The following is a 14,360-nucleotide window of genomic DNA, read 5'->3' as shown; positions in this document are numbered from 1 at the left end:
TACACCGAGTGCAGCATCGCTTTGACGGCGGGCCATAGCGCTTTGGGGGTGACGGACATGAGATTCGCGGCGTAGTGGGTACGGCATCGTTGCCAGGTGGCTCCGGGTAGGTTCGCTGCGATGGCCTCAACCAGGCCCAGATGGGCATCACTGGTGACCAGGCGCACGCCGGTCAGGCCTCGGGCGACCAGGTCGGCGAAGAACTCCTTCCAGGCTGGAGCGGTCTCGCTGGTGGACACGCGCACCCCCAGCACTTCGCGGTGTCCGTCATTGTTGACTCCGGTGGCAACCAGGACCGCGCACGAGACGACGCGTCCTCCTTCGCGCACTTTCATGGTCAGTGCGTCAGCGGCGACGAACGTGAAAGGCCCGGCATCGTGGAGGGGCCGGTTGCGGAACTGGTCCACGTGTTCGTCGAGGTCTGTTGCCATCCGTGAGACCTGGGACTTGGACAGTCCTGTGATCCCCAGGGTTTTGACGAGCTTGTCCATACGGCGCGTGGATACTCCTGCCAGGTAGCAGTCAGCGACCACTGTGATCAACGCGGTTTCACAGCGTTTGCGCCGTTGCAGTAACCATTCTGGGAAGTAGGTGCCTGAGCGCAGCTTGGGGATCGCCACGTCAATGGTGCCGACCCTGGTGTCCAAGGGCCGGTGGCGATACCCAGGGTTAAGGGTCAAAATGTGTGTCCGGAATCGCGGATTTTCACGGATTGACCTGTAGGTTTCCGGAAAGTATATGCTCCGGAAGCATATATCTAGCCCCCGACGGGAAATCCTCGGTGTGGCAGCCGTGATGTGCTATGCGCGGCGTGGTGTGGTGTCGCAATGTCGAAGAACCAACCACGCTGCCACTGCGGCGGTGAAATGAAACGCAACGGCACCACCAGCAAAGGCACCACCAGATGGCGCTGCAAACAATGCGGCGCCTCCAGCGTCAAACGTCGAAACGACATCACCAACGCGGCAGTGTTCACCCAGTTCATCGAGCATTGCACCACCGCAATATCACTCGACGACCTAGCCAAACGAAACGGTGTTAGCCGCGCCACCATGAAGCGGCGCTTCAAGTGGTGCTGGCTCGTTGATGTGCCTGACCCCACCGCCGGCCACCACAAGCGGATCTACGACCAGGTATTTCTCGATGGCACCTACACCGCCGGTGGCTGCCTGATCGTCGCGGCGACCATCGACCACGTGATCGCCTGGCACTGGTGCAAACACGAAACCACCCGCGACTACCAACTGCTGCTTGAACGCATCGAAGCCCCACTCATCGCCGTCATCGACGGCGGCCAAGGCGCATACAGCGCAATCAAAAAGTGCTGGCCGACTACGAAAATTCAACGCTGCCTCGTCCACGCCCAACGCGTGGTCCGCCGCTACACCACCACCAACCCACGCACCGATGCCGGGCGCACCATCTACCGACTTGCGCTGAAACTGACCCGGATCACCACACTGGATGAAGCCGCCGCGTGGGGTGTGCAACTGCACGAGTTTTCAACGATCTACCGGGAATGGATGAACGAGAAAACCATGATCAAAGACCCCAAAACAGGTGCATGGACCCGCGTGTGGACCCACCACAACGTGCGCAAGGCCTACAACAGCCTCAACCATCTTTGGCGGTCCGAGATGCTGTTTGTCTACCTCAACCCGCCAGCAGGAGTCCTTGCGCCCGAGCGGATCAAATCCACCACCAACAGCTTAGAAGGCGGCATCAACGCCCAGCTCAAACTGCTCGCCAGAACCCACCGCGGCAGATCAGGCGAACGACAACGCCGCATGCTGGATTGGTGGCTCTACTTAAAAACGGAACTGCCTGACGATCCAGTACGAATCGCCAGGCAGTCCGACTGGGGCCAGGGCCAACTCGCCAAAGTATCCACCCTGACCCAAACCGAGAACCAAGCCGACCACGAAACAGGACGCCCAGCCCTCTACGACAACGCTATCGACACCGACTACACCCACTCAATCGGCATTCAAAAAGGCCAAATCTAACCCCCGCGACACGCCGAGCCAGACACACATTTTGACCCTTAACCCTTTAATGGATATAATTAGACCCATGTTGATTTCAGGTACCGCTTTCTTGCGGTTGCGCACCAACCGCTAAGGCGGTTTCCTACCCCGTAGGTTAAAAACCGCTCCGGTCCTTTAGCCGGGCGGCTATTTGTCATGCCCGGCTCCCTTTCAAATCCAAGGAGCACACCTGATGTCTGCATACGGACACGGCCGTCACGAGCATGGCCAAAATTTTCTCACCAACCACAAGATCATCAACTCCATCATCGACCTTGTGAAACAAACCTCCGGCCCCATCATTGAGATCGGACCAGGAAGCGGTGCCCTCACTCACCCGATGGCCCACTTGGGGAGGGCGATAACGGCAGTTGAAGTGGACGCAAAACTAGCTGCCAAAATCACACAAGAAACCTCCTCGGCGGCGGTCGAAGTGGTCCATGATGATTTCCTTAACTTCCGGTTACCCGCCACTCCCTGCGTCATTGTGGGAAACATTCCCTTTCACCTCACCACTGCCATTCTTCGAAAGTTGCTGCATGCGCCAGCATGGACTGACGCTGTACTCCTCATGCAGTGGGAAGTCGCTCGCCGCCGGGCCGGGGTAGGCGCAAGCACGATGATGACGGCTCAGTGGTCCCCATGGTTCACGTTTCACCTGGGTTCTCGGGTACCAAGGCCTGCTTTCCGGCCACAGCCAAACGTTGACGGGGGGATCTTAGTGATCCGCCGGGTGGGTGACCCGAAGATTCCGATAGAGCAGCGCAAAGCCTTTCAGGCGATGGTGCACACCGTTTTCACTGCCCGGGGACGCGGGATAGGGGAAATTCTCCGAAGGGCAGGGTTGTTTTCATCACGTTCAGAGACACAATCATGGTTGCGCTCGCGAGGAATCGACCCCGCAACCCTACCTCCCAGATTGCACACCAGCGACTGGATCGATCTCTTCCAGGTGACTGGTTCCTCTTCACCGCGCCATCGGCCCATTTCACCATCGGGAAGTAGTCAACGACCTCCTCAACGGAAAAATCGAGGCCGGCGGCGTTAATCCCCACCAAAACCGAAATCCACCAGTAGTACTAAAAGGGCTCTTCCGGTTTTAGAGTGCATTGATTAGTTCGCCGGGGGTTCGGGCGTGGCACAAGATATTGGGGTCCTTGGCTTTGTAGGAAAAAGGTATCTAATCCATCCGTACAAAACTAAGGACCTACTGTGCAGCCTAACGGAAATGTCATCGTCGATACCATCTGCCGCACCGCAAAACTAGGAACTACTATCACCGGTGCCACAGAAAACGGGCTCTTCATAATTGGGGGTGTAGTTGGGGTCTGAATCCGCCGGTTTCGAGGAGGCAGCGGGTGATGTAGTGGGTGAGGTTACGGAACCCGAGGGCGGAGCCGCGTAGGTGTTCGAGGCGTCCGTTGATGGCTTCGGTAGGGCCATTGGAGGTGTGGGGGTGGTCGAAGTAAGCCAGGATGTCCCCGGCTCGGCGTTTGAGTGTCCTGCCCAGCGTGATGAGCTCGGTCAGACCCCTCGGTACACGCGTGGAGGTCAGGGTGTTGATTTCGGCTTCCATCAGGGCCTTACCCGCGTCCGTGTCGGGCGCGCGGTAGGCGTCGATGATGTTCTGGTAGGCGCTCCAAGTGACCTCGAGCGCGACGTGCTCCTCACCGGAAAACAGGTTGAGTAGTTGGTGCTGCTGGCGTGGCGTGAGCAGGCATGAGCGGGTGTGTAACATCCTGCGGGCCTTGTACAGGGGGTCGGTGGCACGCCCGCGCCGGTGGTGGAGTTCTTGCTGAATGCGTCTGCGACACTCATCCAAGGCGTTGCCAGCCAGGTGCACGACGTGGAAGGGGTCCATGACCGCCCTCGCGCCGGGGAGTTCTTCAGTGGCTGCGCTTTTGAACCCGGTGAATCCATCCATCGCGACGATCTCGATGCGGCTTCGCCACGTGTCGGGGCGGGAGGCCAGCCAGGTTTTGAAGACCTGCTTGGAGCGACCCGGGACCATGTCCAAGAGTCGGGAGGGGCCGCTGCGTTCTCGGATGGGTGTCAAGTCCAAGATAACGGTGACGTATTTGTCTCCGTAGGGGGTGTGGCGCCACACGTGTTCATCCACCCCGATGACACGCACGCCATCGAACCGAGTTGGATCATTGATCAGTAGACGCTGGCCTTCACCCAGGACAGCGGTGTTGGCGGTATTCCAGGACACACCGAGGGCCTGGGAGATACGCGCCACCGTCAAATGATGAACGACCAGCCCAGTGAGCGCCCAGCGCACCGCCGCACGCGAGAGCTTGGCGCGCGGATCGGCCGCTTGGCTCATATCTTGACGCCACACATGGGCGCACTCCTGGCACCGGTAGCGGCGCACGCTCACGTGCAAGATCGTGGGGCGCCACCCGTAAGGCTCGTGCGCCAAGCGCCTGATCACCGTGTCACGCGACTCGCCCTGGCATCCGCAGCGTCGACACCACCGGTCCTCACCAGCAATCCGGCAAGCCAACACTGCATGGTCTGGCCACATGCGCTGGCCCGTCACTTCCAGGCCCAGGTCATCCAGGCGCGTGAACGCGCTCAGGTCAGGGCGATCAAAGATAGTATTGGCCATGTCGAGGTCTTTCAGATGGACGGTGTAGCAATCTCCATCATCGGAAGACCTCGACCCCTACCCGGCCACGACACGCCCAACCCCGCCCACAACACCTACACCCTCAAATGCGAAGAGCCCTTTTAGGTACTTGCTTTCCTAAAACTGATGTGATACAATGATTTAATCCAGAAAAGGAGTAAAAAATATGCGGCAAGGTATTCTTAAATAAAACTATAATCAAATAGTGGGAACAAAGGATTATGATAGCTCCTTTTGTAGGGGCTTAGTTTTTTGTACCCAATTTAAGAATACTTTTGCCTTATCAATTTTGACATATCCCCAAAAACAGCAATCACAAACAGGTGTATGCTGTATATGTGTATGTCCGCAACTTATAATCCCCAGTGGTAAAAGTATTAGCCGCTGGGGATTTTTGCGCCCATTCGGGCCTTGTATGGAGGATAGACATGAACATTATCAATATCGGGATTCTTGCCCATGTAGACGCTGGAAAGACGACCTTGACGGAGAGTCTGCTATATGCCAGTGGAGCCATTTCAGAACCGGGGAGCGTCGAAAAAGGGACAACGAGGACGGACACCTTGTTTTTGGAGCGGCAGCGTGGGATTACCATTCAAGCGGCAGTCACTTCCTTCCAGTGGCACAGATGTAAAGTTAACATTGTGGATACGCCCGGCCACATGGATTTTTTGGCGGAGGTGTACCGCTCTTTGGCTGTTTTAGATGGGGCCATCTTGGTGATCTCCGCTAAAGATGGCGTGCAGGCCCAGACCCGTATTCTGTTCAATGCCCTGCGGAAAATGAACATTCCCACCGTTATCTTTATCAACAAGATCGACCAGGCTGGCGTTGATTTGCAGAGCGTGGTTCAGTCTGTTCGGGATAAGCTCTCCGCCGATATTATCATCAAGCAGACGGTGTCGCTGTCCCCGGAAATAGTCCTGGAGGAAAATACCGACATAGAAGCATGGGATGCGGTCATCGAAAATAACGATGAATTATTGGAAAAGTATATCGCAGGAGAACCAATCAGCCGGGAAAAACTTGCGCGGGAGGAACAGCAGCGGGTTCAAGACGCCTCCCTGTTCCCAGTCTATCATGGCAGCGCCAAAAATGGCCTTGGCATTCAACCGTTGATGGATGCGGTGACAGGGCTGTTCCAACCGATTGGGGAACAGGGGGGCGCCGCCCTATGCGGCAGCGTTTTCAAGGTTGAGTACACCGATTGCGGCCAGCGGCGTGTCTATCTACGGTTATACAGCGGAACGCTGCGCCTGCGGGATACGGTGGCCCTGGCCGGGAGAGAAAAGCTGAAAATCACAGAGATGCGTATTCCATCCAAAGGGGAAATTGTTCGGACAGACACCGCTTATCCGGGTGAAATTGTTATCCTTCCCAGCGACAGCGTGAGGTTAAACGATGTATTAGGGGACCCAACCCGGCTCCCTCGTAAAAGGTGGCGTGAGGACCCCCTCCCCATGCTGCGGACGTCGATTGCGCCGAAAACGGCAGCGCAAAGAGAACGGCTGCTGGACGCTCTTACGCAACTTGCGGATACTGACCCGCTTTTGCGCTGCGAGGTGGATTCCATCACCCATGAGATCATTCTTTCTTTTTTGGGCCGGGTGCAGTTGGAGGTTGTTTCCGCTTTGCTGTCGGAAAAATACAAGCTTGAAACAGTGGTAAAGGAACCCACCGTCATTTATATGGAGCGGCCGCTCAAAGCAGCCAGCCACACCATCCATATCGAGGTGCCGCCCAACCCGTTTTGGGCATCCATCGGACTGTCTGTTACACCACTCCCGCTTGGCTCCGGTGTACAATACGAGAGCCGGGTTTCGCTGGGATACTTGAACCAGAGTTTTCAAAACGCTGTCAGGGATGGTATCCGTTACGGGCTGGAGCAGGGCTTGTTCGGCTGGAACGTAACGGACTGTAAGATTTGCTTTGAATACGGGCTTTATTACAGTCCGGTCAGCACGCCGGCGGACTTCCGCTCATTGGCCCCGATTGTATTGGAACAGGCATTGAAGGAATCAGGGACGCAACTGCTGGAACCTTATCTCTCCTTCACCCTCTATGCGCCCCGGGAATATCTTTCCAGGGCTTATCATGATGCACCGAAATACTGTGCCACCATCGAAACGGTCCAGGTAAAAAAGGATGAAGTTGTCTTTACTGGCGAGATTCCCGCCCGCTGTATACAGGCATACCGTACTGATCTGGCCTTTTACACCAACGGGCAGAGCGTATGCCTTACAGAACTGAAAGGGTATCAGGCCGCTGTCGGCAAGCCAGTCATCCAGCCCCGCCGTCCAAACAGCCGCCTGGACAAGGTGCGCCATATGTTCAGTAAGATCACTGGTTGATTTCCGATCCCAACCGAACACATTGAGCTGACGGCACGCTCCCGCAGTTAACCGAACGCCCCCGAGGTCCTATCCGGGCCCCGGGGGCGGCATTTTCCCAGTTGAAGGAATGGTGGAGATGTGTTTCGATGGGTCCGGTGGCCATGCTCCGCCCGCCGCCCGGCACCTCTTCCCAGACTCAGCCGGACGGTCGGTCCGTCTATTCCGTTTTTCTCCTAGGCTAGGCCAGCGGGGCATCGCCCCTCTCTGCGCGCGCCCTCTCGATGAGCCCCGGCGTCAGGTCGAGATCGCCGAGCGGCACGTCCTCCACGCCGTAGGCGTCCAGCAGCGCCGCCGCGTCCTCCCCGAGCATCGCCCTGAAGGCGCGCGCGGGCGTCGCGAAGCCGAGCGCGCCGCGGGGCTCGGAGTTCACGTGCGACATGGCCAGCGCCAGGTCGGCCGGGGCGAGCCGGTCGAACCTGATTCCGGCGCCCTTGGGCAGCAGCTTCCTGATCTCGACGTGGTTGCGCTCGCAGGCGCCCTTCTGGTCGCTGCGCCTGGGGTCGCAGTAGAACAGCCTCGTCTCGCCCGGCCCCTCGCCGAGCAGCGCCGCGATCGCCGCCTCGTCGGAGAACTCGGCGCCGTTGTCGGTGAGGACGGCGCGGAACACGCGGCGCGTCCCGTCGGCGCCGAGGATGGCCCGGACGCCCTCCAGGGCGTCCGCGACGCACCCGGCGGTCTTCTCCTCCAGCGGCAGCGCGAGCTGGAGCCTGCTGGGGCGGTGCAGCAGCGTGAGCAGGCAGGCGGAGTCCTCCCGGGCCCCCTCGACGGTGTCCATCTCCCAGGCCGCGGCGCACGCGTCCTCCCCGAGGGCGAGGAACGCGGCATGCGACCTGCGGGCGGAGTGGCGGGTCGCCGCCCGGCCCGCGGCGCGCTTCCTCGGCCTGTAGCCGACCTTGCGCCTGAGCTCCATGTTGGTCATGCCGTCGTAGCCCGCCGAGACCCAGCGGTAGATGGTCGACGGCGACAGGTCCACCGGGCCGCCGTTGCGCGCCGCCATCTGCTCGGGCGACAGCCCCCGGCGCAGGCAGTCCCTTATCGCCTCCAGCCTGGCCGCCGCGGCGGGCTCGTCGGCGTCTATCCCGCGCCTGGACGAGACGAGGACCGAGTCGGCGCACAGCTGCGCGGCCCGGGCCTCGTAGAAGACGTGGGGGCGGCGCTTGCAGCCGATCGCGCGGTACCGGCCGCACCCGTTGCAGCAGCGCGGCCACGCCGCCAGGCGCGGGCAGGCCGCCGACAGGTCGGCGGAGGCGTCCACGCGCTCGCCGCGCCTGGCCTTCGGCGCCGTCACGAACCTGTGCGACGCCACCTCGGCGCTCACCGTCGAGGGCGACCTGCCCAGCTCCCTCGCGATCTCCCTGCACGACGCCCTGCGCTCCAGCATCCTCTGGACCGTGTCCCGCTCGTGCCTCGTGAGCCTTCCGTAGGCCCTCGGGACCGCCCTTGCGGAGCCGCTCTTCTTCTTTCCGGACATGCCGTCCTCCGATCTCCCGGGGCCGGCCGATCCGGCCCTCAGGGTATCGGGTTCCCACATTCATCCGCACATGTGCGGATGAATGTGGGAGGTGTTCGGATAAAGTTGATAATCAAGGTGAAGTCTCCAGCTCCAGCTACATGGATGTGTTCTATCCGAAGTACCAGGTGACCTGGGATATGATGAACGTTGCCGGTCCGAACAGCATGTTCATGCACTGCCTGCCCGCCAACCGTGGCGAGGAAGTCGTCGACGAGGTCATGGACGATCCCGAGCGCTCCCTGTGCTGGGTCGAGGCCGAGAACCGCAAGCACTCCATTCGCGCCATCCTGGCCACTCTGTGCCCCCAGAGCGAGCCCGACGAGCAGAAGGCTGCGGCATACCGCGCCACCATCAATGAGCGCATGGCCGCTCTCGGTAAGCACGGTCTGTAAGACGTACCAGGTCGGGCGAGCTACGGCTCGCCCGCCTTCGCAGGAGATGGGCGACCTCATGGCCATCGGCGAGGAGAACTGCAAGGTCTCCGACGACAACCGAGTGCATCAAGGGCGCCGACTTCATCTACACCGACGTGTGGTATGGCCTGTACGATGCTTTCTGATGGGCGGCAGCAGATGCTTGTCTCTTGCTGCCCATCATCTGCGCCACTGCGCGTAGGCACTGGCGCCCTGTCTGAAGTTAAACAGACCTTTCGAGTGTGCACGAAGTGATTGCGCCAACAACGAAGCCCCAACCTGCTCGCTAACTCATGGGCAAGCCACCTGAGACTACTCATTTCCCCTACTAGCAATGAAGGCCTGCAACCTGCAGTTTTGCAAACTGCTTGAAAGGCGCCTGCGTTGATTCACTTCCTATTGCAGCTGGCGGCTCGCACACGAAAAGGCACTTGAGTTTCAAAGCGGGCGTTTTCGTCGATATCGAGCCTCCAAAGGCGGCTCTCCGTGCCCCTTGGGACAAAAATAAAAACTCAATACTCTGAGTTTGAAAATGGTTTTTGAAGTTGTCCCAGCTTTTGTCCCCGAAGCCGATGAAACACGACATAGTGTTACTTGGCGGCACTCGGTTTGAGACGGCATCGAAAACTGAGGACAACTGGAATGTCGGGACAGTAAAACTGAAGCCATCGAGTGGGAGTAGGCCGATAGGGTTCTGACCTGCGATTTTGAGTGCCGCACTGTGCCGCTGAGTTTCGTTTCGTACGAGAGTCATGACAAAGCCACCAGCGACGGAGATGAGTAAAAGCGATTAAAGAGCCTCCGTTCCCTGCGTTGGGACGGAGGCTCTTTCTTTGCCGTTTTACTCCCTTGTCTCCGTTCGGGGATTATTTCTTGCTCATTTAGGGCTATTCGCGCTGAAAGATTTTGACTAGCTTGGTGTCCTTTATTTCGTAGACAATGTCTGCGACGTTCTCGACCAGCCTCTTATCGTGGGAGACGAACACTATCGTTCCGGCATAGGCGCTCATCATCTGCTCGAGGGCTTCGGCGCTCTTGATGTCCAGGTAATTTCCAGGCTCGTCCATGAGCAAGATGTTGTATCTGCCCAGCAGCATCTTCGCGAGTAGCAGCTTGATGACTTCGCCTCCCGAGAGAACGCCAACGTCCTTTGTCAGGTCGCGCGGTCCGATTCCCATAGAGGCGAGGATGCCTCGAATTTCGGTCATGCTGTACTCGCAACCATCCTGCATGAACGAGATCGCAGACTGACGGGCGTCGAACTTGTAGCCTGTTTGCTCGAAGTAACCGATCTCTGCCTTGGGAGAGATGTTGATACCGTCGGCGCGTCGAGCGATTGCCTTCAGCAGGCTGGTCTTTCCTGTACCGTTGCCACCGGTGATGGCCACTTTGGCACCGAGCGGTATCTCGAATTTCGCGTGGTCATAGAGCATGCAGTTGCCGAAGCTCAAGCTGAAATCGTCTGCCGAGATGGGAAATTTACTATGCAGTTCCAGGGCCTTGCTCTGGCGGAACCGCACGGCGCGAATGCTATCTGGGGCCTCAATCCCTTCGAGCGCTTCGAGGCGCTTCTCCATGTCCTTAGCCGCCTGGTACATCCTCTTCTGTTTGGTGCCGGTTGCTTTCTGATGCCCCAATCGACCTGCATACTCGTTGCTTTTTTTCGCAGCCTTCCGCTTGGCGTCGACCTGCCGTGCTTTTTTCCGTTGTTTTTCGATGGCGGCTTCGAGGCGATCGCGCTCGCGCATCGCCTCTTCGTATCGAGTCGCCTGAGCTTTGCGCTCTTCTTCTTTCTGTCGCAGATAGTCGGAGTAGTCACCCCAGAATTCGGAAATACCGCCGTCTTTGAGCTCCCAGATCTTGTCTACCACCTGGTCGAGAAAATGACGGTCATGGCTCACGATGAGCAGAGCCCCATCAAATGCCTTGAGTTGTCCGACGAGAAGGCGGATGCCGTCTTGGTCGAGGTGGCTCGTAGGCTCGTCGGCGAAGATCGCGCTTGCATGCTGGGAGAGTGCAGAGGCAATCTTGGCGCGTGTTTCCTCCCCGCCGCTCATCGTCTCCTGCGCCACTCCGGCGACGTTGAGACGGGAGAGCATCTCACCACTGTCCTGAGCCGCATCAAGGTCGAGTTCATCGAGTTGGCCGATGAGGGCAATGCTGCCGAAGCGCCTGACGTCGGCGTCCGCAATGGTAAGATTGCCGCTCAGAATTTTAAGCAGGCTGGTTTTGCCTGCGCCATTGTCTCCCACCAAGCCGATGCGATCGTAGGAGTAGATTTCCAACTCTTCGATATCTAGGATATCGCGGCCGGCATATTCCAAAAAGATGTCTTTAGCTTTGACTATGAGTTCCATAGGTTGAACCGCCTTTTGTGTATTAGCGTTTTACTGGAAGCGCAGCCATGCCAAAAAAGATTGCTCACGTCGATTTTTCGCCTTTGCCCAATTGCCGGCGCGAGCGTTTTGACCTTGCGCAAGCCGGCAAATCCGAAAATGATAGTTGGCGACGAATAAGGAGCGCGATGCGGAATGTCGGTGCAATACCTCGTCGTCGCAAGGGCTTGAAGGCTGACGCTTGAACCGATGGCTGCTGCCTCTTTTTTTCGAATACTTGGGCTATTGAATCTGCCCGGTATCTCTTTTCCCCGCGTTTCGGACGCTCGGAGCAAGCAGCATAGCCATCGCAAGCAGTACCATGGTCGCTCCAGAGCCGACGAACCATAACGGAGCTCCAAGCAGATCCGCAAAAACGGAGGGGGCTGCGAGGCCCATGGGCATGGCCCACGCCATGATGGTTCCGTAGAGGCCGAAAACGCGGCCTAGGTACTCAGGAGGTATCTGCTCCTGCATAAGGGCAGTCTGGGTTCCCGCGTACAACGGGGAGCATGCGCCCATAAGAAAGCTCACCGGCAGGAAAGCAGCGAACAATGACGGGCCGAGCGATCCGGATACGATTGCGGCAATGCCGAAGCCGGCAATCGCGGCGACCATGGTGAACGACCTATTGCGGAACCCTCCCGTGGCCGCCAAAATGCCGGACCCAGCCAGCATGCCTGCAGAAAAAAGGATTTCCACCAAAGCGGCATCCCCCGTGCTACCGCCAAAATGCCCCAAGGTCATTATTGGGAACAATGCCGCGAGCGGAGAGAACGCGAAAGCGAAGACGAACCCGCACCAAAGAAGGGCGAACAGCCCCCTGTACTCCCTAATCAGCTTGTAGCCGTCCGAAATCTCAGAGAAGAGCTCTCGAACCTTATTGGAAAAGGACAAGCTGCGGTCGGCTTCATCGAGGCCCCCTGCGTCTATCTGTGCGGCGAGGACGGCTAAAGAAGCGAAAAGCGCTCCCAGCACGTCGAGGACAATCATAGCGGTAATGCCCGCCACGGGATAAATCACTGCTGCAAGCGCGGCGCCAAGAATGTATCCGCCGGACTGAATCGCCTGAGTCACCCCCGATAGGCGAACGAGATGCTCTGGCGGGGCGAGATGGGGCGTGAGAGATTGGGAGGCTGGCGTGTAGAACGAAGTACCAACTGCACGGAGAAACAGGGCGATGAGAATTAGCCATGCAGGTAAGCTGCCGGCCAACGAGGCAATCGCCAAGGCGGCACCCACCGCGGCAATGAAGAGGTCGGCGCCGATGAGGACACGTTTCAAAGGCAGTCTGTCGACAACGGCGCCCGCAAGGATTCCGAACAAAGCAATCGGCAGAAAGCCTGCCAGCGATGCTAAGGAGAGGAGAGAAGACGACCCTGTCGTGAGGGCGAGATGCCAAATAAGACCCATTTGGAGAATCGAACTCGTCAATGTCGAAACGAGCTCCCCGCCCCATACGAAACAAAGCTTGAATTGCCATGAATGGCACAGCAGAACAGACCTGCCCCGAGAGGTTTCAAATATCATGGTTATGTCCAATCGTGAAATGGCGTGCAGAAAAACAGCGCGACGCCACAACAGCGCCGCTTTCTAGGCGCTCATCCACGTGCGGAAAAGACCAACCACGACACCCCTCCTTTGTTAATTCGGTCTGGCAAACCATGTAATATGTAATATTAACGAGGCTTGAGTTTGCCTGTCAAGAATCGAGCATCGGTAAGGGCAATCCTCTCTGGCCATTCGATTCCTTTTGTATCTTTGGTTGCATAGGTGACCCGCCAGGGCTATTACGCGTGGAAGAGGCGCCTGCCGAGCTGGCCGATGAGGCGCTGAAGATGGCCCTGGTCAGGCGAAACGATCCCAAGGGATGCGTACATCATTCGGATAGTAAGAATGTTGCCAGCAGGTTTTGCGGCAACCGCAAAGGAGCCGTATCCTGCAGCTGGAATCACGTTGCAGCATCCTGACCCGCATTCCGATTGGCGGACGGCCCGCTTCGGCATCCTGACCAGCACAGCGATCGAGCCTTGTCATTCCTTGGATATGCCGGTTGCTCGGGGCGGTCCCGACGGAGGCCCTCGCCTCCCCGGTCCGTGACCCAAGAAGGGCAAGCATGCTGATCTGCATGGCTGGTTCCTCCTTTATGTAGACGACCATGCAAAGAAGGGACAACCGAGGAGGCAGGTTACTGATGCGGGCTCCCGCACGCCCATGACTACCCGACGGGCTGTTTTTCATCTCCGATGCCCGCATTGCAGCATGAACGAATGTGCCTCGACATCTCTGCTGGCATGGTACGACTGGGATCGCACCTCGACGCATCCTTGCGCATACTGCCTTCCAAGTTTCGAAACCGGGAAGGAAAGTGTATGTGAGCGACGATATCGGCGCCGATTCGACGCTCGAGAGGGAGATTGCGCCGATTCTATCCATCGGGGATGCATTCCCGAAGATTCTCATCACTCGCACGAGGCATGAGCCCCATACCCGGGAGGGCGTGCTCGTGCTGAATTTCGCGAGGTGGCTGCTTGGCGGGTCAAGTCCTGTGGAGTGGTGTAATCGTTTTGTGTCCTTCGGGGTGGGTTATGCGCTGAGTTGGAGTGGGGGTTCCTCCTGTTGGGTGGGTTGTGGTGTGAGTCGTGATTTGGTGAGGATGTCGAGGCTGAGGTAGCGTCGGCCTTCGGCCCATTCGTCGTTTTGTTCGGCGAGGACGGCTCCGACCAGGCGGATGATGGCCTGGCGGTTGGGGAAGATCCCCACGGAGTCGGTGCGTCGGCGGATTTCGCGGTTGAGGCGCTCATTGGGGTTGTTGGACCAGATCTGGGTCCATACCCCGGTGGGGAAGGAGGCGAACGCGAGGACGTCTGCCCTGGCTTGATCGAGGTGATCACACACGGCGGGGAGCTTGTCGTTCACGTAGTCCAAGAGCCGGTCGTATTGAGCGTTGACCGATGCCGCGTCGGGCTGGTCATACACCGAGTGCAGCATCGCTTTGACGGCG

10 protein-coding genes and 1 pseudogene are annotated in these 14,360 nt (G+C 58.4%); 5 read left to right on the top strand and 6 right to left on the bottom strand.

All coding sequences use genetic code 11. The features are described 5' to 3' along the window. Positions 1-677 (bottom strand): annotated as a pseudogene (locus tag HMPREF2842_RS07310) (IS256 family transposase); the annotation flags it as partial. 150 nt (positions 678-827) lie between these two features. Here HMPREF2842_RS07310 and HMPREF2842_RS07305 point away from each other — a divergent pair. The 3 genes from HMPREF2842_RS07305 to erm all read left to right on the top strand — a co-directional run bounded on the left by HMPREF2842_RS07305 (position 828) and on the right by erm (position 3,075). Beyond that, a complete protein-coding gene (locus HMPREF2842_RS07305; protein WP_005323424.1) occupies positions 828-2,006 on the top strand; it encodes an IS256-like element IS1249 family transposase in 1,179 nt (392 codons plus the stop codon). 49 nt (positions 2,007-2,055) lie between these two features. Next, a complete protein-coding gene (locus HMPREF2842_RS09420) occupies positions 2,056-2,121 on the top strand; it encodes an erythromycin resistance leader peptide (protein ID WP_071569110.1) in 66 nt (21 codons plus the stop codon). Positions 2,122-2,220: 99 nt separating this feature from the next. After that, positions 2,221-3,075 (top strand): 23S ribosomal RNA methyltransferase Erm, encoded by an 855-nt coding sequence (gene erm / locus HMPREF2842_RS07300; protein WP_049353249.1) that lies wholly within the window; start codon positions 2,221-2,223, stop codon positions 3,073-3,075. 255 nt (positions 3,076-3,330) lie between these two features. Here the strand turns inward: erm and HMPREF2842_RS07295 are convergent, their stop codons facing one another. Continuing rightward, positions 3,331-4,641 (bottom strand): ISL3 family transposase, encoded by a 1,311-nt coding sequence (locus tag HMPREF2842_RS07295; RefSeq protein ID WP_049353248.1) that lies wholly within the window; start codon positions 4,639-4,641, stop codon positions 3,331-3,333. A gap of 449 nt (positions 4,642-5,090) precedes the next feature. On the opposite strand from HMPREF2842_RS07295, the gene tet(W) reads away from it, so the two are divergent. Next, a complete protein-coding gene (gene tet(W) / locus HMPREF2842_RS07290) occupies positions 5,091-7,013 on the top strand; it encodes a tetracycline resistance ribosomal protection protein Tet(W) (RefSeq protein WP_070643840.1) in 1,923 nt (640 codons plus the stop codon). 220 nt (positions 7,014-7,233) lie between these two features. Here tet(W) and HMPREF2842_RS07285 read toward each other — a convergent pair whose 3' ends face one another. Next, entirely contained in the window at positions 7,234-8,526 is a 1,293-nt protein-coding gene (locus HMPREF2842_RS07285; protein WP_005987407.1) for an IS30 family transposase, read from the bottom strand. A 146-nt stretch (positions 8,527-8,672) separates the two neighbouring features. On the opposite strand from HMPREF2842_RS07285, the gene HMPREF2842_RS07280 reads away from it, so the two are divergent. Then, on the top strand, positions 8,673-8,960 hold the full coding sequence (locus HMPREF2842_RS07280; protein WP_204371245.1) for a Rossmann-fold NAD(P)-binding domain-containing protein: 288 nt from the start codon (positions 8,673-8,675) through the stop codon (positions 8,958-8,960). Between the two features lie 908 nt (positions 8,961-9,868). Here the strand turns inward: HMPREF2842_RS07280 and abc-f are convergent. The 3 genes from abc-f to HMPREF2842_RS07260 all read right to left on the bottom strand — a co-directional run. Further along, positions 9,869-11,338 carry a ribosomal protection-like ABC-F family protein gene (gene abc-f, locus HMPREF2842_RS07275; RefSeq protein ID WP_005987409.1) on the bottom strand — a complete coding sequence of 490 codons (1,470 nt, stop codon included), beginning with the start codon at positions 11,336-11,338 and terminating at the stop codon, positions 9,869-9,871. Between the two features lie 261 nt (positions 11,339-11,599). After that, positions 11,600-12,886 (bottom strand): MFS transporter, encoded by a 1,287-nt coding sequence (locus tag HMPREF2842_RS07270; protein ID WP_005987410.1) that lies wholly within the window; start codon positions 12,884-12,886, stop codon positions 11,600-11,602. A gap of 1,056 nt (positions 12,887-13,942) precedes the next feature. Then, positions 13,943-14,360 (bottom strand): transposase (locus HMPREF2842_RS07260; protein ID WP_210398800.1); only part of this gene is annotated, 418 nt, incomplete at its 5' end.

The organism is Rothia sp. HMSC069C10, assembly GCF_001812205.1.
Classification (GTDB): domain Bacteria; phylum Actinomycetota; class Actinomycetes; order Actinomycetales; family Micrococcaceae; genus Rothia; species Rothia mucilaginosa.
The sequence above is the reverse complement of the archived record's forward strand: the minus strand, read 5'-3'. Positions and strand labels throughout refer to the sequence as shown.

Excerpts from the sequence above, each read along its gene's own strand:
- HMPREF2842_RS07305 (WP_005323424.1), top strand. The coding sequence starts at position 828 with ATGTCGAAGAACCAACCACGCTGCCACTGCGGCGGTGAAATGAAACGC.
- erm (WP_049353249.1), top strand. The coding sequence starts at position 2,221 with ATGTCTGCATACGGACACGGCCGTCACGAGCATGGCCAAAATTTTCTC.
- HMPREF2842_RS07295 (WP_049353248.1), bottom strand. The coding sequence starts at position 4,641 with ATGGCCAATACTATCTTTGATCGCCCTGACCTGAGCGCGTTCACGCGC.
- HMPREF2842_RS07285 (WP_005987407.1), bottom strand. The coding sequence starts at position 8,526 with ATGTCCGGAAAGAAGAAGAGCGGCTCCGCAAGGGCGGTCCCGAGGGCC.
- abc-f (WP_005987409.1), bottom strand. The coding sequence starts at position 11,338 with ATGGAACTCATAGTCAAAGCTAAAGACATCTTTTTGGAATATGCCGGC.
- HMPREF2842_RS07270 (WP_005987410.1), bottom strand. The coding sequence starts at position 12,886 with ATGATATTTGAAACCTCTCGGGGCAGGTCTGTTCTGCTGTGCCATTCA.